The 18593-nt window shown below is 61.8% G+C and carries 17 protein-coding genes; 3 read left to right on the top strand and 14 right to left on the bottom strand.

All coding sequences use genetic code 11. The annotated features are described in order from the left end of the window. Nucleotides 1–93 precede the first annotated feature (93 nt). Both ACZCWR_RS20480 and ACZCWR_RS20485 read left to right on the top strand, forming a co-directional pair. A complete protein-coding gene (locus ACZCWR_RS20480) occupies nucleotides 94–1155 on the top strand; it encodes a Gfo/Idh/MocA family protein (protein WP_487303453.1) in 1062 nt (353 codons plus the stop codon). Next, a complete protein-coding gene (locus ACZCWR_RS20485; RefSeq protein WP_487303454.1) occupies nucleotides 1152–2912 on the top strand; it encodes an FAD-dependent oxidoreductase in 1761 nt (586 codons plus the stop codon). Before ACZCWR_RS20480 ends, ACZCWR_RS20485 begins: the two co-directional genes overlap by 4 nt. Before the next feature lie 832 nt (nucleotides 2913–3744). Here the strand turns inward: ACZCWR_RS20485 and ACZCWR_RS20490 are convergent. Genes ACZCWR_RS20490 through ACZCWR_RS20525 form a run of 8 tightly spaced genes read right to left on the bottom strand, consistent with a single transcriptional unit; the run spans nucleotide 3745 to nucleotide 13095 of the window. After that, nucleotides 3745–5520 (bottom strand): FAD-dependent oxidoreductase, encoded by a 1776-nt coding sequence (locus ACZCWR_RS20490; RefSeq protein WP_487303455.1) that lies wholly within the window; start codon nucleotides 5518–5520, stop codon nucleotides 3745–3747. A gap of 13 nt (nucleotides 5521–5533) precedes the next feature. Next, a complete protein-coding gene (locus ACZCWR_RS20495) occupies nucleotides 5534–6283 on the bottom strand; it encodes an SDR family NAD(P)-dependent oxidoreductase (protein WP_487303456.1) in 750 nt (249 codons plus the stop codon). 9 nt (nucleotides 6284–6292) lie between these two features. Further along, nucleotides 6293–7141: a sugar phosphate isomerase/epimerase family protein gene (locus tag ACZCWR_RS20500; protein ID WP_487303457.1), complete on the bottom strand. Its 849-nt coding sequence runs from the start codon at nucleotides 7139–7141 to the stop codon at nucleotides 6293–6295. A gap of 9 nt (nucleotides 7142–7150) precedes the next feature. Next, nucleotides 7151–8221, bottom strand: coding sequence for an ABC transporter substrate-binding protein (locus ACZCWR_RS20505; RefSeq protein WP_487303458.1), 1071 nt, complete (start codon nucleotides 8219–8221; stop codon nucleotides 7151–7153). Between the two features lie 22 nt (nucleotides 8222–8243). Continuing rightward, nucleotides 8244–8990, bottom strand: coding sequence for a hypothetical protein (locus ACZCWR_RS20510; protein WP_487303459.1), 747 nt, complete (start codon nucleotides 8988–8990; stop codon nucleotides 8244–8246). Continuing rightward, the gene (locus ACZCWR_RS20515; RefSeq protein ID WP_487303460.1) at nucleotides 8987–10060 is read right to left on the bottom strand and encodes an ABC transporter ATP-binding protein; all 1074 of its coding nucleotides are present in this window, start codon (nucleotides 10058–10060) and stop codon (nucleotides 8987–8989) included. Before ACZCWR_RS20515 ends, ACZCWR_RS20510 begins: the two co-directional genes overlap by 4 nt. A 27-nt stretch (nucleotides 10061–10087) precedes the next feature. After that, entirely contained in the window at nucleotides 10088–11818 is a 1731-nt protein-coding gene (locus ACZCWR_RS20520) for an ABC transporter permease (RefSeq protein ID WP_487303461.1), read from the bottom strand. After that, the gene (locus ACZCWR_RS20525; protein WP_487303462.1) at nucleotides 11815–13095 is read right to left on the bottom strand and encodes a Gfo/Idh/MocA family protein; all 1281 of its coding nucleotides are present in this window, start codon (nucleotides 13093–13095) and stop codon (nucleotides 11815–11817) included. Before ACZCWR_RS20525 ends, ACZCWR_RS20520 begins: the two co-directional genes overlap by 4 nt. Nucleotides 13096–13198: 103 nt before the next feature. Here ACZCWR_RS20525 and ACZCWR_RS20530 point away from each other — a divergent pair, with 103 nt between their 5' ends. After that, nucleotides 13199–13825, top strand: a complete 627-nt coding sequence (locus tag ACZCWR_RS20530; protein ID WP_487303463.1) for a hypothetical protein — start codon at nucleotides 13199–13201, stop codon at nucleotides 13823–13825. Between the two features lie 5 nt (nucleotides 13826–13830). Here the strand turns inward: ACZCWR_RS20530 and ACZCWR_RS20535 are convergent, their stop codons facing one another. Genes ACZCWR_RS20535 through ACZCWR_RS20560 form a run of 6 tightly spaced genes read right to left on the bottom strand, consistent with a single transcriptional unit; the run spans nucleotide 13831 to nucleotide 18481 of the window. Further along, nucleotides 13831–14619, bottom strand: coding sequence for an enoyl-CoA hydratase-related protein (locus ACZCWR_RS20535; RefSeq protein ID WP_487303464.1), 789 nt, complete (start codon nucleotides 14617–14619; stop codon nucleotides 13831–13833). 10 nt (nucleotides 14620–14629) lie between these two features. Further along, nucleotides 14630–15463, bottom strand: a complete 834-nt coding sequence (aroE, locus tag ACZCWR_RS20540) for a shikimate dehydrogenase (protein WP_487303465.1) — start codon at nucleotides 15461–15463, stop codon at nucleotides 14630–14632. A gap of 2 nt (nucleotides 15464–15465) precedes the next feature. After that, the gene (locus ACZCWR_RS20545) at nucleotides 15466–16683 is read right to left on the bottom strand and encodes a CaiB/BaiF CoA transferase family protein (RefSeq protein ID WP_487303466.1); all 1218 of its coding nucleotides are present in this window, start codon (nucleotides 16681–16683) and stop codon (nucleotides 15466–15468) included. Next, on the bottom strand, nucleotides 16683–17141 hold the full coding sequence (locus ACZCWR_RS20550; protein WP_487303467.1) for a MaoC family dehydratase: 459 nt from the start codon (nucleotides 17139–17141) through the stop codon (nucleotides 16683–16685). Before ACZCWR_RS20550 ends, ACZCWR_RS20545 begins: the two co-directional genes overlap by 1 nt. Next, on the bottom strand, nucleotides 17142–17534 hold the full coding sequence (locus ACZCWR_RS20555; protein ID WP_487303468.1) for a VOC family protein: 393 nt from the start codon (nucleotides 17532–17534) through the stop codon (nucleotides 17142–17144). It lies immediately after the preceding gene. Further along, nucleotides 17531–18481: a ketopantoate reductase family protein gene (locus ACZCWR_RS20560; protein ID WP_487303469.1), complete on the bottom strand. Its 951-nt coding sequence runs from the start codon at nucleotides 18479–18481 to the stop codon at nucleotides 17531–17533. The genes ACZCWR_RS20555 and ACZCWR_RS20560 overlap by 4 nt, the downstream gene beginning before the upstream one ends. Between the last annotated feature and the right edge of the window lie 112 nt (nucleotides 18482–18593).

Raw genomic sequence — 18593 nt, forward strand, 5'->3', positions numbered from 1 at the left:
CGTTTCTCTTTTCTCTGGAACAAACTTTGATATTGGAATACTATTCCGAAAACGCATTCGAGCATAGCGAGTAAGAGAAAAGGAGACAAAGGAATGAGCAGGACGACACTTGGCCTCATCGGTGCGGGCGCGATCGGGCGCATGCATGTCGAGCGGGCGCGGTTGCATCCCGATTGCCAGATCGTGGCGGTGGCCGATCCATCGCCGGCAGCGGAAGCCTTCGCGCGTGCGGAAGGTCTGCGCTGGTTCGCCGACTACACCGCCATGCTCGATGAAACCAAGCCGCAAGGCGCGATCGTCGCCACGCCGAACGCGACGCATCTTCAGGTCGGGCTGGCGTGCATCGAACGCGGCGTGGCCGTACTGATGGAAAAGCCGATTGCCGATACCGTCGAGCAGGCCGAGCAACTTACGCGCGCGGCGAAGAACGCGAAGGTGCCGCTCATGGTCGGGCATCATCGGCGGCACAATCCGATCCTCAGGCGTGCTCGCGAAATCGTGAATTCGGGAAGGCTTGGCAAGCCGGTCGCGGCGACGGCGCTCGCCACCTTCTACAAGCCCGACGGCTATTTCGACATGGCGTGGCGGCGCGAGAAAGGCGGCGGTCCGGTGCTCATCAACCTGATCCACGATATCGACATCATGCGTTTCCTGCTCGGCGAAGTGACCGAGGTGCAAGCGGTGACATCGAACGCGGTGCGCGGTTTCGAAGTGGAAGACACGGCCGCCGTGTTGCTGCGTTTCGCGAACGGCGCGCTCGGCACGCTGACGGTCTCGGATTGCGCGGCATCGCCCTGGAACTGGGATCTGGCGGCGGGCGAGGCGGCGCATTATCCGCGTCAGCACGTCAACACGCATTTTCTGAGCGGCACGGATGCTTCGCTCACCTTGCCATTGCTCGATGTCTGGGAATACCGCAGCGGCAAAGGCTGGCACGATCCGCTGACGGTGGAGCAAAGCACGCCGCATCGCGCGGACCCGTATCACGAACAGTTGCGGCATTTCGCGGCTGTGATCGCGGGCAAGGAAGAACCCGTGTGTTCCGGCGAGGACGCCACGCGCACGCTCGCGACCACGTTTGCCGTGCATCGTGCGGCGGCATCCAAAGCGCCGGTCGCGCTGGATACTTCTGCATCGGAGACGACGAAGGCATGAACGCACTCGACCTCAATCAATCGCCATGGGATGAAGAAGTCGATCTGCTCGTGTTCGGCGCGGGCGCGGGCGGCATGACGGCGGCACTCGTCGCGCATCACGAAGGGTTGAAGGTGCTCGTCTGCGAAAAGACGGCGGCGGTCGGCGGCATCACGTCGACATCGGGCGGCACGACGTGGGTGCCCGGCACGAGCCACAGCGTGCGCGCGGGCGTGCCGGACAGTATCGACGATGCGCGCCGCTTCCTCGCATCGGTGGTCGGCGACCGTGGCGGCGATGAATCGCGCGAAGCGTTTCTGTCGAGCGGGCCAGAAGCCATCGACGAACTGGAGCGTATCAGCGACGTGCGATTCGTCGCGGCGGCGGCGCATCCCGACTATGTGAGCGGACCGGGCGCGGCGTTCGGTGGCCGCGCACTCGCGCCCGTCGCGTTCGACGGACGCCTGCTCGGCAACGACTTCGCGCGCGTGCGGCCGCCGCGTCCCGAGTTCATGGGTCTGGGCGGCATGATGGTCGCGCGCACGGACCTCGATGCCTTGCTCGAACCGTTTGCATCGAAGAAAAATTTCACGCGCACGGTGTCCGTGGTCGGTCGCTATGCGCTCGACCGCATGCGTTACCGGCGCGGCACGCAGCTTGTCATGGGCAATGCGCTGGCTGCGCGTTTGTTCTATAGCTTGCGGAAGAAGAACATCGAAGTGCGATTCGAGACGCCGCTCGTCGAACTCGTGCGCGAAAACGGTAAGGTGACGGGCGCGGTGGTGCAGGCATCGACGGGCAAGAAGCGCATTGGTGCGCGGCGTGGCGTGGTGCTGGCGACGGGCGGCATCACGCGCAATCCGGTGCTGCGCGAGAAGCTGTTTCCGGCGGGCGCGCAACCTTTGTCGCTCTCGCCCGACACGCATACCGGCGATGGCGTGAAAAGCGCCGTCGAACTCAACGCAAAGCTCGATAACGGTTGCGAAAGCCCCGGGCTGTGGATGCCCTGCTCCATCCTGCGCCGAAACGGCAAGCCCGATGGCCTGTGGCCGCATATCCTGCTCGATCGCGCGAAGCCGGGTTTGATCGCGGTGAATGCACGCGGCGAGCGCTTCGTCAATGAATCGGACTCGTATCATGATTTCGTGATGGGCATGTTGCGTGATCCCGCGAGCGTGCCCGCGCATTTGATCGTGGATGCAGCGTTCCTTCGCGACTACGGTCTTGGCCTCGTGATGCGGTCACGTTCGAGTGCGCGTATCGCGAGTTTCGAGAAGGCGGGCTATCTCATCAAGGGCGATACGCTGGCCGAACTCGCGCGCAAGCTCAAGGTCGATGCCGATGGCCTCGAACGCACCGTCGCCACGTATAACCGCGATGCGGTGCGCGGCGAAGATCCGCAGTTTCATCGCGGTGCCAGCCCGATGAACCGCTTCAACGGCGACGCCTTGCAGAAGCCGAATCCATGCGTTCGGCCCATTGGCGCAGGACCGTATTACGCGGTGACCGTCTGGCCTGCCGATCTTGCTTGCAGCGCAGGTCTTGCCGGCAATGCCGATGGTCAAGTGCTTGACGGCGCAGGCCTGCCGATTCCCGGCCTGTTCGCGTGCGGGAACGATCTTGCGTCGATCTTTCGTGGGACGTATCCGGGGCCGGGGACTACGCTCGGGCCGGCGATTGTGTTTGGTTGGCGTATTGCGAAGTTTGCTGCGCGCGTGGATGCGGTTGTTGATTCGGAGTTTGTTGTTGGTATTCGGGAGGTTCGGGTTAGGGTTTGAGGTTTGTTTTTCGTGCGTTGGGTGATGTGTTGCCGGTTTGTCGTGCAAGGGGCTTGTCTTGTTTGTGTTGTTTATTCAGTAGCCGCCTCCCCGGCGGGGGGGTAACTTTCTTTGCTGCTGCAAAGAAAGTCACCAAAGAAAGCAGCTTTTTACCCCATGCACGATGGCGGGAAAGGGTGGTCTGGTTTAACCATACAGTGGCCGCAATAGGACTTGCCACGCATAACAAACGCTTAGGCAACCTAGCGATTTCGCACTCGAATCACCAACGCTTAGTGGACCGCGCTCATGCTTTCGGCCATGCGCTTCGCGCGCCGAGAACGTAAGAACGGAATCCCGCAGCCTATCAGCGCCCAGCCACATCATGCTTCCCCGCAAGATTGCTATTCGGCCCTACCTTGGTTAGTGCTCCGACTAAAAGGTGACGCGCGTTGGTGTGCGCGCTTCGCCCAAAAGTGCTTACCAAGGTACGGCCGAATGGGAGAGGTGCGATACGGTGTGATGTAACTGGGCGCTGATACGCTGCGGGATTCCGTTCTAAAGCTCTCGGCGCGCGCAGCGCATGGCCGAATGAATGAACGCGGTCCACTAACGCTAAAGAATTCGAGCGCGCAATCGCTAGGTTGCCTAAGCGGCTCGTTAAGCGTGGCAAGCCCTATTGCGGCCACTGCATCGCTTAATCCAGACCAACCCTTTCCAGCCAGCGTGCGGAGGGGTAAAAGCTGCTTTCTTTGGTGACTTTCTTTGCAGCAGCAAAGAAAGTTACCCCCCCGCCGGGGAGGCGGCTACTGCAATAAAGACACAAACAACAGCAGCCCTTTGCACAAAAAAATCACCTCGCCAACGACACCAATTTCAAATCCAACGACGGCAAAGCCAGACCAGCCTGCGCCGCGTCCTCATACTGCTGCACATTCGCCACATGCCGCGCCGCGATATAACCGAAGGTCATCGCCGGACCCAAATTGATCCCACCCGAAGGATAAAACCCACCCATCACACTAGCCATGTCGGTGCCAGCCGCGTACAACCCTGCAATCGTTCGACCCTCACAATCGAGCACTTGCGCGGAACCATTCGTCTTAAGCCCAGCAAACGTGCCGAAACTACCCGGAAACACCTTCACCGCATAAAACGGCCCTTGCTCAATAGGCGCAACGCAAGGATTCGGCCCCCGATGCAACGGATCGCCCATCTTTCGGTTATACGGCGTCGAACCGCGCCCGAACTCAGGATCTTCGCCGCGTCTCGCGCCTTCGTTGAATGCCTTGACCGTCAAAACAAGCGCAGTCGCATCAATCCCACATCGCGCCGCCAGTTCTTCCAGCGAAAATCCACGCACCAGATAACCCGTGCGCAGCGAGCGCCCGATCGGCACCGGAAACGGCCGCACATAACCCAAACCGTAACGCCGCAAAAAGCGGTGATCGCAGATCAACCACGACGCCACTTCCTCGCCGTCCGGCGCGCCCGCCACCATCGCGGCGGTGTAATCGTAATAACCATCGGCCTCGTTGACGAAGCGCTTGCCCGTGGACAGCACGCCGATCACGCCCGGCTTGCCCCGGTCGATGATGTGCGGAAAATGCCCCACGCTGCCATCGGAGTGCGTCACGCGCGACACCGGCGCCCACGCGGCAGGCGAAGCGAGATCCGTCACGAGCACACCGCCCGCCGATTCACCGAGCCCGATGCCATCGCCCGAACAGCTTAAAGGCGGCAGCGCGAGATGCTCACGTCCTGTCGGCGTGCGCGGAAAGTGTTGCTTGCGACGCGCCATGTCGTTCGGAAAACCGCCCGCAGCCAGCACCACGCCTTTCGCCGCGCGAATCGGCACTTCGCCGACGACTGTCATCACGACCGCGCCGCGCACCACGCCATCCTCGATAATCAGACGCTTCGCGGGCGCGGATTCCATCAGCGTCACGCCGAGATCCTGCGCGGACTTCGCCAGCCGTCCGACGAGCGCGACGCCGTTCACCAGATGCATCGCGCGGCCATGAAACGCCAGATCGCGCAGATGCAGCGCCAAGCGCTTCGTCACATGCAGGAACGACTTGAACGAGCGCGTCATGCTCAGGAATGCCATCAAATCCGCGCCCGCCATGATCGGCATGCCCATGAACGAGGTTTCGCGCATGGTCTTGCGCAGGCGTCGATTGAGCGGGCCGATGTCGCGCGCATCATAAGGCGCGGCGATCACCTGATGCCCTTGCGTCGCCGCACCTTCTACATGCCCGTGCACATCGGGAATCTGATTGCCATCGACGAACTTGAGTGCCGTGTTCTCGTGGAAAAAACCGACCATGTGCCCGCAGTTATCGAGAAACGCATCGACACGTTCGGGATCGTAACGATGCCCGAGTTCGTTCTTCAGATACGTGCGCGGTTGCTGCGGATCTTCGATAATGCCCGCGCGTTTTGCCAGCGGATTGCCCGGCGCCCACATCCAGCCGCCCGACCACGCGGTCGCGCCGCCGAACACGGCGTCTTTCTCGACGACGACCACCTTCAGTCCATGCCACGCAGCGGTCACGGCGGCAGAAAGCCCCGCCGCGCCCGAGCCGATGACCAGCAAATCGCAATCGAGTTGAGTCGGAATTGTCATGGAGTCGATAACGTCAATAAGTCGCGCGTCCGCCCGATGCATCGAACACCGCGCCCGTGGAGAACGAGCTTTCTTCGCTGCATAGCCAGCGGATCAGCGCGGCGATTTCCAGCACGGTGCCGGGGCGGCCCATCGGGATTTTGGCTTGCAGCATCTTCATTTGTTCGGGCGGCATTTGCGCAAGCAATTCGCTTTGCACGGATGCAGGTGCAATCGCATTCACGGTGATATTGCGCTGCGCCAGTTCCTTGCCGAGCGATTTCGTCAGTCCGATCACACCGGCCTTCGAAGCAGAATACGCCGACTGGTTCGCGTTGCCTTCTTTTCCCGCAATCGACGCCATGTTCACGATACGCCCGTAACCATTCGCCAGCAGGTAAGGCACCGCCGCCTTGCAGACAAGGAACGTCGCCGTGAGATTCAGCAAGATCACCTTGTTCCAGTCATCGAGCGGCATGTCCCACACCGAAGCACTCGACCCGACGATGCCCGCGCTATTCACCACGATATCGAGCTTGCCCGCGCGGGCCACCGCCGTTTCCAACGCGGCGCGTACTTCGTTCTCGTTCGTCACATCGACACGCTGCGCGATGGCACGCTCGCCCAAGCGCTCCTGACATGCCATGAGCCGTTTCTGGTCGATGTCCCACAGCACGACCGTCGCGCCTTCCGACATCAGCCGTTCCGTGCAGGCATATCCGATGCCCGATGCCGCGCCCGTGACGAGGGCGACGCGTCGTTCGAATGAGGGTCGAGTGGTCATGTTGGTTTTCTATTTGCGCGAACGTCGTTCGAAAAAGCGCTGTGCGGCCGAGGCCGAGCGCGCCACTTTCTCTTTATCGGTGAGACCGGCATCGGCCTTGACCGGCGTTTCGATAACGAGCTGAACTTGGGAAGGCAAACGGTCGAGAATCGCATCGAGCGGAATCACGCCATCGCCAAGATGCAAACGTGCGGTCCTTGCTTCGTTGGCCAAACCATCGAGCGGCGGACTGTGTTCGATGGCATCGCACAACTGCACATAAGCGATGCGCTCCGCAGGCACGCTATCGAGTTCCTCCGGCTTCGCGCCGCTGCGATGAAAATGCAGCACATCGAGAATCACGCCCGCATTCGAGCGTCCGGCCGCCTTCAAGAGCGCCAGCGTTTCGCCGAGCGTGCGCACATCGCGATACAGCATGAATTCGACGCCCACATGCAGGCCGTATTCCGCCGCTGCATCGCACAGCTTGCCGAACAGGTCGACGCGTTCCTGCGCGCCGAGAAAGGTATCGTTGGTGAGCAATTCCGTGCCGACCGCCGAGATATGCGTCGCGCCGAGTTCCGCGCCGGTCGCGAGCGCTTCGCGATAGGCATCGATATCGGCGGCGGGCGAAAGGATGAACGCTTCGACATCGAACACGCTCACCGCGTTGGCGCTGCACGCGGCCTTGATCTCACGCACGACCTCCGGCTTGCCGATGATTTCATGCGCGAGCGGCTTGGGCGTCGCCGTGCGCAGCAGCAGACCGGCCTTGCCCAAACCCGCCGCTGCCGCAGCCTCGATCAGTTCGACGGGCGCACCGCCCGCCACCGTCAGATTCGCCACGGACACATCGCGCAGATTCACTTCATCGATCATGGTGGCTCCTCAACGCGTATTGAAACCGGTGCTCGCCGACCACCACTTGAGGATCGTCTCGCGATCCTTGAGCGCCTGCGGCAGATCGAGCTTGAGCAGCTTCACGTTCGTGAGCGCAGGCAAGCCCTTTGGCGCGGCCACATCCTTGCGCACCGGATATGCGCCGGCCGCGGCAAGGCGCGTCTGCGTCTCCGCGCTTAATGCATAGTCCACGAACAGCTTCGATGCATTCGGATGCGGCGCGGTCTTGCTGATTGCCACCGCGTTGAACTGCGCCACCGCGCCCGATGCAGGCACCTTCACTTCAACCGGAACGCCCTGCGTGATGAGTCCCGTCGCGGCCGTCGTGTTGGTGAAGAAATCGAGCGGACGTTCGCCGGTTTGCAGCTTGGTGGTCATCACGCCCATCGACGCGACCAGTTCGGCGTTGGTCTTGCGCACGCCCTTGAGGATCGCGCCGCCCGCGTCGGGTCCGTAGTGCTGATAGAGACTTGCGATCACCGCGAAGGTCGCCGATGACGACGCCGGGTTGGTCGTCGCCACGAGCCCGTCCCATTCGTCCTTGGGCTTCGCATAGTCCTGCCAGTCGGCGGGAATCGGCGCGGAGCCGATGGATTGCTTGTTATACGCGAACAAGCACAACTGGCCGTTGCCGCGCAGATAGGTCGTGCCTTTGTCCGGCGTGGCAATCGGCAAGAGCGCGCTCTTGTCGTTGTACGAAACATCCGCCAGCGTGCCGGATGCGCCCGCCGTGATGATGGTGTCTTCCGCCTGATAGAACACGTCCATCACCGGACGTCCGGCCTGTTGCTCGCCGATGAAGCGGTTATAGATTTGCCATGCGTCGCCGGTCGCCGTCGTCACGTCGATGCCCGGATACTTCGCCGTGAATCCCTTGACGATGATCTGCACCGTGAACAGATCGCCGTACACCACGAGCTTGCCTTCTTTCTTCGCGTCCGCGATCAGCGTGCTGTCCGGTTCGGCGTGCGCGAACATCGGCTCGATGCCGAGCGCGAGCGCAGCGCCACCGAGCGAGAGCGCGTTGACCAGACGGCGGCGTTTCTTCGATGCGATCATGCTGTCTCCTTTTCTATGTGCTTTATTCAAGGTCGAAGCGGTCCGTGATGAGCGCATCGTCGCGTCGGAAATGCTTCAAATTCGCGATTTCCTCGTAATCCAATCGATACGCCTGCGCATAATGTCCCGATGACCGCACGCTCGTCGCCACGCCGCTCGACACGAGCAGCACGCGCGCCTCGTCGAGACACGCAGCCAGTTCATAGCGGTCGAAGCCTTCGAGGATCACCACGCCCAATGTTTCGTTACCCTGACGATTGGACGGCAACGCTTCGCCCACGCGTATCGGCACGTTGAATTCGGGCGCGGCGAGATGCGCACCGAGCACGGGCGATAAGCGCGTGAGGTTGTCGGCGAGTGCGGCTAGGCGGGTTGCATCGTGGCGCGCATCATCGGCGAGTTCGATCAGCAGCGTCGCCACGCAGCCGCCCGTGCCGCCGCCCGCGCTCGCCAGGACCCAACAATGATGCGCAATGCGGTCGCGATAATGCGGGCGCATCTTCAGGAACCACGCGGTCTCTTTCACCTTGCATTGCGCATGCTTTTCGTCGGTCAGCACGTTCAGGCTCGTCAGGCCATAGAACGTGAAGAAGCGCGGCATGTCACCTTGACCATCGATACAGCGCCGCGCCCAGCGGATGCCGTCATCGCCGAGATAGGCCATGTGCTCGGGCACGTGATCGCGCGTGTGCATCAGCGCGAACTCGCGTCCGTACGCGGGCGGGATGTCGTTCCACATCGTGAACAAGCCGGTGCCGACGGCGATCATCGAAGCTCTCCTCTCATGAGATGCAAATGCTGGGGCGCGACGCTCAGCGATATTTCATCGCCGTTGGCGTAGCGTTCGAAGCCGGGTGTCACGACCGTCTGATCGCCGAGCGGGGTTTCCACGCGCAACTCGCGCCGGTCGCCGACGAACGAAGTCTCGCGCACGCGGCCCGGCACGCCTGCCTGCGAACGCGCGGCCACGCGCCATGCTTCGGGCCGCACCATGCAGAGCGCTTCGTCGCCGCCCGCCGCGCCGGTGACATCGCCCTTCACGACGATCTGCCCGGATTGCGCGATCACTTCCGTTTCGCCCGCCTGCGAGCGCAGCGCAACCGGAAAAAGGTTAGCTTTGCCAAGAAACTCCGCGACATAGCGCACCGCTGGCCTGAAGTACAACTCCTCGGGCGCGCCGCGTTGCACGATACGGCCACGGTCAAACAGAAAGATTTCATCGGCGAGCGACATGGCTTCTTCCTGATCGTGCGTGACGAACAGAATGGTCGCGCCGATGCGCCGCTGAAGATTGCGAATCTCGTGGCGCATTTCCACGCGCAACTTCGCGTCGAGATTGCTTAAAGGTTCGTCCATCAGAATCAGGCGCGGATCGGCGACGAGACAGCGCGCAATCGACACGCGCTGTTGCTGACCGCCGGATAGCTGCATCGCGCTGCGGTCCACTTGCTGACCGAGGCCTACGGCGGCAAGCGTATCGCGCACGCGTGAATCGATCGATGCGTGCGCCGTGCCACGCGCGCGCAGCGGCAACGCGACGTTCTCCATCACGCTCAAATGCGGCCAGATTGCGTACGACTGAAACACCATGCCGAGTTCGCGCTTCTCGGGCGGCAAGTCGATGTTGCGCGTCGATGAATACACCGTGCGTCCATCGATTTCGATCTCGCCGCTGGTCGGCTGTTCGAGTCCGGCGATACAGCGCAGCGTCGTGGTCTTGCCGCAACCGCTCGCGCCCAGCAATACCGTAATCGCGTTGGGACGAAACTGCACGGTCAGATCGTCGATGGCGTGAACGCCGCCGAAGCGCTTCGTCAATGATTGAATGGCGACGGTCATGCATGGACTCCCGGCAAATAACGCGGATCAGACGATGGAACTCTCGCGGCGGCGCGTGATGACGGCAACGGCAGCCATCACGCCCACGCCCATCACGAGTTGCAGCAGCGACAACGCCGCCACTTGCGAGAACTGGCCGATGGACCACGTATCGAAACTCAGGATGGAGAGCGTGCGCGTTTCCGCTGTATAGAGCGGCAGCACGATCGAAAGCTCCGACACGAAGATGCTGTAAATCATCACCCAACTTGAAATCACGCTCGGCATGATGAGCGGCAGCGTGATGCGCGATAACGCGCGTGTCCAGCCATAGCCGGAAATACGCGCGCTTTCTTCGAGTTCGGGATGAATCTGCACGAGGCTGCTTGAGATTGCGCGCACCGAATAGCTGATGTAGCGCCCCACCAGCGCGATGATGATGATCCATACCGTGCCATAGACGCCGACCCACTTCGGCATCCACACCCAGAAGAAGAACACGCCGAGCGCGAAGGCAAGGCTCGGCACGGACATCGGCAAAAGGACGATGGCTTCGATCCATTGCCGTCCGCGCATTTTCGAGCGCGTGGTGAACCACGACACCGCGACGCCGAGCACCGTGGTCGCGCTCGCCGCGATGATCGTGATGAGCAGGCTGTTGACGAAGGTCGTGCGTACATCGACCGTGGTCCAAAGAAAGCGCAGGTTGTTCCAGGTGAAATGGCCGGACCACGCGTAAGTGGAAAGCGCCGCGAACGCGATGATCGCAATCGGCGCGAACACGGTGAGCGCGAGATAGAACCACACGGCGGCGGCTATGGCGAAGCGGCTTGCGCCGAGCTTCATCAATCGTGGACGAAAACCCTTGCCGGTCACGGTGACGAACGAACGCCCGCGCAGCATCCATTGCTGCACGAGATTGGCCGCGACCGAGAGCACCATGAGATAGATCGCCAGCACCGCGACAATGCCCGCATCCGGCGGAAACTGCTGCAATTCAAGGTAGATTCGCGTCGTGACGAGATAGATTTCCTTCGCCATCCCAAGCAATACCGGCGTTCCGAACAAGCCGAGACTGATGACGAAGGCGAGCACCGCGCCGGAGAGAATCGACGGGCCGACAACCGGCAGCGTGATGACGCGCATGGTGCGAAGGCGGCTTAAACCTGCCACCTGCCCTGCTTCTTCGAGGCTCGGGTCCATGTTTCTGAGCGCGCCGGCCACGATCATCATCACGTAAGGCGCGATGTAAATGCCCATCACCCAGACGATGCCGAGATACGAATACACGTTGAACGGCTGGCCGATGCTCATCCACTTCGCCGCGACATTGAAGATGCCGATGCGCGGCGCACCGAACAGAATCCACGCAAACGCGCCGATGAAAGGCGGAATGAAGATCGGCATGGCGGCGGCGCGTTCGAGAAAGCCGCGCCACGGCACGTTGGTGCGCACGAGACACCACGCGAGCATGACGCCGAGCACGGTCGAAAGCAGCATCGACCCGAGCGCGATGACGAGCGTGTTGCCCATCGCGATCCAATAACTGACATCGCCGAACACCTTGCCGAACGCCGCGAGCGATGCGCTGGCGTGCCCGTTGTCGATCCGCACGAAGCCGCGCAGGATCAGCGCGCCGAGCGGCAACACGATCAGCACGGCGAGCGCCGCGATCAGCAGCGCGAACATGCCGATCTGGTTCAGACGGCGCGTCGAGACTCGTGCTTGACGGGCGGGCGACCGTTCGGCTGAAAGCGGTTGGACGTGATGTGGATTCAACCGTTACTCCGAATTGATGCGCGTCGCATGGCGTCGATTTCGGTTTGATACGGCGCGGCCTCGCCGCTGATGACTTCATCGAGACTCACGCTGCGGCCGAGCCGGCCCGATTCGATCGGCGCATAGGCGAGCGCGACATCCGCGAGTGCTTCTTCGCCGGTCACCTCGGGCTGCGTGCCGTTCAGCACGCAATCGGCGAGTTCGTGGAGTTGCAGCGCGAGAATGCGCTGGTCCACTTCGTCGAAGGCGAATGAATAGGTCCACGGGCGTGCATCGCCGAACAGCGCGGCGGCGACGGCGCTCAACCGATAGCTCGGCGCGTGATCGAGAATGCGTGCATCGGCGATGACCGCGCCATCGTCCAGATGCAGCGCGACGGGCCGCCCGTTGCGGTCACCCGGCGCGACGATGGAGCCTTTCGACCCGTAAATCACGCGGCTTTCGCGATGCTCGCCATGTCCCGCGCGGTCGTTCACCCACTGGCCGATTGCGCCGGACGCGAAACGTAGTTGGGAGTACGTGGCATCGTCGCCGCTGGCTTCGAAGTGCGTGGGCATGTCGCTCGATGCGCGCCACCATTTGTCGGTCGCGGCGGCGGAACCTCCGGCGCGCGCGGCCACGCGGCGCGTTTTTTCATGCAGACGGCTTTCGCCGTGGACGCTGGCGACATCGCCCATGTAATAACGAATGATGTCCGCGTTGTGCACGCCCGAATCGAGCACGACCATGCCGGATGGCTTTTGATGCCGCCACGGTGTCTGAACCATTACATCGCGTCCGCCGATGCTGGTTTCGAGCATCAGACGCGGCGTGCCGATTGCGCCATCGTCGAGCAATGCTTTGACGAGACGGTTGATCGGATCGCGACGAAAATTTTCCGCAACGGAGAGGATGCGCCCCGCTTCCTTGGCCGCCGACACGATGTTTCGGCATTCGGACACGGTGATGCCCAGCGGCTTCTCGCACAGCACATGCAGCCCCGCCGCGAAGCACTGCAACGCCACGCTCATGTGCGAGGCGGCATCGGTGGCGATATCTGCTGCGACGATATCGCGTTGCTCACGCGCCATCGCACCGATATCCGCGTAGACGGCCGGCCGCACGCCGAACAGCGCGTGCGCTTCGTCAGCCATGCTGCGCGCGTACTCGGCGTTCAGATCGCACACGCCGGCCAGTTCGATGTTCGCCAGCCCGCTGCGCTTCAGTTGCGCGAGGCCGTGCAGATGCCTTCGCCCCATGCCGCTGCAACCAATCGCCGCGTATTTGATCTGTGCCATGTGTCTCGCTCCATTTTTAGAAAGCGTATCTATTTTAGAATCCAATTTCAATTGGTAATTGCGTTATTGTTTGGGTATCGACATCCTGAGAAGGGGAACGCGCATGGGCGCTATGGTTGTGATTCGCCATGACGTGGACGCCGAAACCGTCGACGAATATCTGCGCTGGCATTCGTTCGAGCATTTGCCGGAGCGACTTGCATTGTCGGGATTTCTGCGCGCCGAGCGATGGGAACGCATCGCGGGCGATGGTCCACGCTTTCTGTGCGTGATCGATGTCGAGTCCACGCGCGATCTCGAATCGCCCGAATACCTCGCAAGACTTGACGCACCGACCGAATGGACGCGGCGGCTCATGCCGCACTACCGCAACGTTCAGCGCGCGCTGTGCGAGACGTTGATCGATATCGGCACGGGCATCGCGCCTTTTGGCTTTTGTCTTCGCTTCAACGTTTCTGACACCGACGCGCTTGATCGCATACGTGAAGCGGAATGCCTCACGCGCATCCGACTGGGACGCGTTCATGACGGCCTGACCAATCGGCAGACCGAAGAAAAACGCATTCGCGGCACGGAAAACACGGGCGGATTCAGCCATTTTCTTTTCGCAGGCGCATTGACGAAGGAATCCACGAAACGCGGCGCGGCGGCCATCAAGCACGCGCTCGTGCCGTCCGAAAACAGCTTCGATGAAGCGCTCTTTCAGTTTTCCTATGCAAGCGACGCTTGACGCGCTCACTGCCCTGTCCACTTGGGCTTGCGCTTCTCTGCGAATGCTCTGGGCCCTTCGCGCGCATCTTCGCTATCGAGCATGCGCCGCGCGAGCGGATAATCTTCGTGCATCGTCGTGGCGAGATCGGCGTGCGCGAGACTTTGCAACATCACCTGTTTCGATGCCTGAATCGCCAGCGGCGCACACGCGATAATGTCCTGCGCCAGCGCGCGTGCGCGATTCATCAAGTCGGCGGCGGGCGTGACTTCGTTCAGTAATCCGATACGCCACGCGTCCTGCGCGGAAATGCGGTTGCCCGTCAGCACGAGACCCATGGCGTGCTTCATGCCGATTTGCCGCGGCAAACGCTGCAAGAGCCCGCCGCCGAGCGCGGCAAGCCCTACACGTGGTTCGGGCAATCCGAACTGCGCATGATCCGCCGCGATGCCCAGATCGCACGCCGCGAGTATTTCCATGCCGCCGCCGAGACACAGACCGTTCACCGCTGCTATTACCGGCTTGTAAAGATCGAAGCGATGCGTGATGCCCGCGAAGCCCGTCGCGGGTTTCGTGTGATCGCCATCGGCGGCCAGCGCCTTCAGGTCCGTGCCGACGCAAAAGGCACGCTCACCCGCGCCGGTCACGATAGCCACGCGCAACGACGCATCTGCCGCGTAACGGTCCAATGCATCGGCAAACTCACGATGCGCCAGCGGATGAAACGCGTTGAGCACCTCGGGTCGATCGATCGTCAGCGTGAGCAACGGACCATCCACTTCGTAACGGCAGAATCGATATGCTTCGGATGCCATAGCGATTTCCTCAGTCAAGCGGAACGGTCAGCCTGTCGATCACCGCGCGCGTTTGAGGACGCACGCCGCGCCACCAGGCAAACGCTTCCGCCGCCTGTTCCACCAGCATGCCGACGCCATCCGCGACGCTCGACACGCCCGCATTGCGCGCGAGTCGCAGAAGCGGCGTCAAACGCTTGCCGTAGGCGAGTTCGTAGGCCGCGCCCGCCGGATCGAACACACTCGGCGGCACCGGCGGCAACTCGCCCGTGAGGCTTGCGGACGTCGCATTGATGACCAGATCGAAGCGGCCCATCGCTTCGAGCGCGTCATAACCGCATGCCTTCAACGACGGATGCGCGCCGACCTGTTCAACGAGCGTCTTTGCCTTCGATACGGTCCGGTTCACCATCACCAGTTCGGCCGGCCGCGCCGCGAGCAAAGGCAACAACGCACCGCGAACCGCGCCGCCCGCGCCCATCAGCAACACGCGTTTGCCTTGCATCGGCAGCTTCAGATTGACTTCGATGTCGCGCACGAGTCCCACGCCATCGAAGTTCTCCGCGATGATGCGCCCGCCCTCGAACTTCATCGCGTTGACCGCGCCTGCGAGTTCGGCGCGTTCGCTGCGTACGTCGGCCATCGCGAAGGCCTTGAGCTTGAATGGCGCGGTCACGTTCATCCCTTTCCCGCCTTCGCCGATGAATGCACGCACGGTATCCGCGAATGCATCGTCCGGTTCGAGCGGGCCTTCGATTGCGTCATACGTCATGTCCTGACGCGTCTCGTCCGCGAAAAGCCCATGAATCAAGGGAGATTTCGTGTGTCCGATCGGATTTCCGATCACCGCGTAACGGTCGCTCATCATCACCTCGCTTTCGAATACAGCACGCCATCCGTTTGCATGGCGTCGATTTCGGCCGCGTTGAAGCCCAGCGATTGCGCGACTTCCGCGTTGTGCTGGCCGAGATCCGGGCCGACTTCGCGAATGGTCGTATCGCAATCGGAGAAGCGGAACGGCAGGTTCGGCAAACGCAAGGTGCCGAAGCGCGGATGCTCCTGTTCCACCACCATGCCGCGCGCGATGATCTGCGGATCGGCCAGCACTTCGTCGATACGCTGCACCTTCGCGCAAGGCACATCGATGCTGTCCAATAGCGAGAGCACGTCCGCGACGGGCCGCGACGCCACCCACGGCTTGACGACCGCGAGAATGTCCAGACGGTTCGTGTTGCGTCCGTTGAGCGTATGAAAACGTGCATCCGAGCCGAAGCCAGCGGGGCCGCCATGCGCCTCGATCAGCGTGGCGAAACGCTTCCATGAATCGTCCACTTGCGCTGCAATCACGAGGTCGCCATCCGCCGCGCGGAACACGCCGTAGAGCGTCGAAGTCGGCATGTCGTGGCCGGTTTGCTCGGGGACGACGCCCTGCATCGTGTAGCACTGCACCGCGTATTCGTGCATGGAAACGAGCGTGTCGTACAGCGCCATGTCGATATGCTGACCACGCCCGCTTTTCACGCGGCCGAGCAGCGCGGCGTTGATCGCGGCGACCGCGTGTATGCCCGTGTACATGTCGCCGAGCGAAATGCGCATCAACGGTGGCGGTTCGCCAGGATTGCCAATCATCTGCATGATGCCGCTCTTGGCTTCCGCGATGAGGCCGAAGCCCGCGCGATGCGCATCCGGTCCGGTATGGCCGTATGCCGAGATCGAGCAGTAGACGAGCCCCGCATTACGCGCTGACAGTTCTTCATAGCCGAGGCCGAGTTTCTTGAGCGCGCCGGGCCGGTAATTCTCCACGAACACATCCGCCGAATCGCACAGGCGTTGCATGAAGTCCTTGCCGCGTGCATCGCGCATATTCACGCTGACACCGCGTTTGCCCATGTTGAGTTGCAGGAAGTAGGCGCTTTGCTCGTCATCGAGCACGGTGGCGTGCTGACGTCCTGCATCGCCGCTGACGGGGCGCTCTACCTTGATGACTTCCGCACCGAGCGCGGCCAGACATCGCCCGACATACGGACCCGCCAGAAAATGGCTGTAATCGATGACGCGAATACCTTCGAGTGGACGTGCCTGCATCAGAATGCTCCCGGACGGCGCGGCACCATCAAGCGATGTTCGCCATGCTGAACAATCTGCCCGTCCTGATTGATGAGATCCGAAGGCAACACGACGATGCCCCAACCCGGCTTGCTCTTGCTCGCGCGCATTGCGCCGATGCGGAATTTCACATGCAGCACGTCGTTCACGCGGATCGGCAAATTGAAGTCCCACGTCCAGCCGAGCGACATGCCGGGCAGGAAGCGATAGTCGCTTTGCGTCTTGAGACCATCGGCAATTGAAAGACCGAAAAGACCATGCGCGACGATGGACCCGAAGTGGCTCGCGTTCGCGTATTCCTCATCGACGTGAACAGGCGTGTGATCGCCGGTGAGATCGGCATACGCGAGAATGCGTTCCTTGGTCACGGTGTAAGTCGGGCTGATGCATTCGTCGCCTTCGCGGGCATCGTCCCAGTATTTATCAGCGATCGTCATTCATGCCTCCGCACGCGGGTTGATCGAAAGCGCCTGCTTCACGCATGAAGCGGGCTTGGCCTGAATGAGTTCGACGGCGAGGCCATCGGGCAGGCGAATCCAGTTGCGTCCTTGCGGCAGTTCGGTGACTTCATGGCGGTGCGCCGCGGCAAGCGCCGCTTCGAGGTCTTCGCACATCACGCCGAGATGGCCGAGCCGCCCTTCGGGGCTGTCGTAATCCGGCTTGTGCATGAATTGCAGACCGCCGAGTGTCCAGTACTGGCGCGGTGCTTCTTTCGTGCCGTCTACTTCGCGCATCGTCATGCCGAGCACATCCTCGAAAAAACGAATGTGCCAGTGGATATCCTTCACCCAGATGGCGACATGCTCCAGATAAGCCTTGCTGCCGTTCATGCGCGTGTCTCCTTACTTTTTCGGTCGTTCATGGCGCGCTCGATGCCCTTGATGCAGGCGACGAGCGTCGCGTTGACGGGCGTCGGCACATCGAACCGCTGGCCCCAGCGCACGACCGCTCCGTTGATGAAATCTATTTCGGTAATCGAATCTTTTTCGAGGCTTTGCAGCATGGAGGTTTTGAACTCCGGCGAAAGTCCGGCGGATGCAAGCGTCCATGCCTGTTCAGCATCGGTCATGGATAGCTTCACGCCTGCGGCTTTCGCGGCGGCCATTGCTTCGTTCACCGCTGCGAGCGCGATCTGCTTGAGAAGCGGCTCCGAGTAAAGCTGGCCGTAAGTGAGCCGCGTGATGCCCGTCAACGCGCCGGTCGCAACGTTGATCAGCAACTTGTCCCACATCGTGCCGAGGATGTTGTCGCTGACCGTCGTAATCAAACCCGCTGCATTGAACACTTCGGCAATAACCTGCGCGCGGCGCGTGATGCTGCCGTCGAGTTCGCCGATGATCGTGTGCTTTCCCGCAACGCCGGACTCGATATGGCCCGGCCCGCGCAGCACGCCGCCCACATACGTTTTTCCCGCCAGCACGCGCTCGCGGCCCACGATTTCCGCGAGCACATCTTCGTGGCCGAGGCCGTTTTGCAGCGACAGCACGACCGTTTCAGGACCGATGAGCGCGAGTGCACCGCGCATCGCCGAATCTGTATGAAAAGACTTGACCAGCACGATGACGAGATCGACGGGGCCGACGTCAGCGGGGCGCGTGGTTGCGAGGACGCGGACGTGGCGCGTGCCGTTGGCGTCAACGACACGCAGGCCATCGCGCATCATGGCTTCGACGTGGGCGGCGTCGCGATTGATGAGCCATGTTTCGTGCCGGCCTTCAGTCAGGGTTGACCCGATGGCGCAACCCAGCGCACCCGCGCCAACAAATGCAATCTTCATAACGCCTTTCCCTGATTGGACGATGCAACGATACGAGCGCCGCTTCAGTCTGGCAATGCAATGGCGGCAATGGCATCATTGCGTGACGCAATAACGGTGCAAACGAGCGCTT

The sequence above is a fragment of the Caballeronia sp. A2-2 genome, from assembly GCF_057612605.2.

Coding starts and splice junctions, on each gene's coding strand:
- ACZCWR_RS20480 (WP_487303453.1), top strand. CDS start 94: ATGAGCAGGACGACACTTGGCCTCATCGGTGCGGGCGCGATCGGGCGC.
- ACZCWR_RS20485 (WP_487303454.1), top strand. CDS start 1,152: ATGAACGCACTCGACCTCAATCAATCGCCATGGGATGAAGAAGTCGAT.
- ACZCWR_RS20490 (WP_487303455.1), bottom strand. CDS start 5,520: ATGACAATTCCGACTCAACTCGATTGCGATTTGCTGGTCATCGGCTCG.
- ACZCWR_RS20495 (WP_487303456.1), bottom strand. CDS start 6,283: ATGACCACTCGACCCTCATTCGAACGACGCGTCGCCCTCGTCACGGGC.
- ACZCWR_RS20500 (WP_487303457.1), bottom strand. CDS start 7,141: ATGATCGATGAAGTGAATCTGCGCGATGTGTCCGTGGCGAATCTGACG.
- ACZCWR_RS20505 (WP_487303458.1), bottom strand. CDS start 8,221: ATGATCGCATCGAAGAAACGCCGCCGTCTGGTCAACGCGCTCTCGCTC.
- ACZCWR_RS20510 (WP_487303459.1), bottom strand. CDS start 8,990: ATGATCGCCGTCGGCACCGGCTTGTTCACGATGTGGAACGACATCCCG.
- ACZCWR_RS20515 (WP_487303460.1), bottom strand. CDS start 10,060: ATGACCGTCGCCATTCAATCATTGACGAAGCGCTTCGGCGGCGTTCAC.
- ACZCWR_RS20525 (WP_487303462.1), bottom strand. CDS start 13,095: ATGGCACAGATCAAATACGCGGCGATTGGTTGCAGCGGCATGGGGCGA.
- ACZCWR_RS20530 (WP_487303463.1), top strand. CDS start 13,199: ATGGGCGCTATGGTTGTGATTCGCCATGACGTGGACGCCGAAACCGTC.
- ACZCWR_RS20535 (WP_487303464.1), bottom strand. CDS start 14,619: ATGGCATCCGAAGCATATCGATTCTGCCGTTACGAAGTGGATGGTCCG.
- aroE (WP_487303465.1), bottom strand. CDS start 15,463: ATGAGCGACCGTTACGCGGTGATCGGAAATCCGATCGGACACACGAAA.
- ACZCWR_RS20545 (WP_487303466.1), bottom strand. CDS start 16,683: ATGCAGGCACGTCCACTCGAAGGTATTCGCGTCATCGATTACAGCCAT.
- ACZCWR_RS20550 (WP_487303467.1), bottom strand. CDS start 17,141: ATGACGATCGCTGATAAATACTGGGACGATGCCCGCGAAGGCGACGAA.
- ACZCWR_RS20555 (WP_487303468.1), bottom strand. CDS start 17,534: ATGAACGGCAGCAAGGCTTATCTGGAGCATGTCGCCATCTGGGTGAAG.
- ACZCWR_RS20560 (WP_487303469.1), bottom strand. CDS start 18,481: ATGAAGATTGCATTTGTTGGCGCGGGTGCGCTGGGTTGCGCCATCGGG.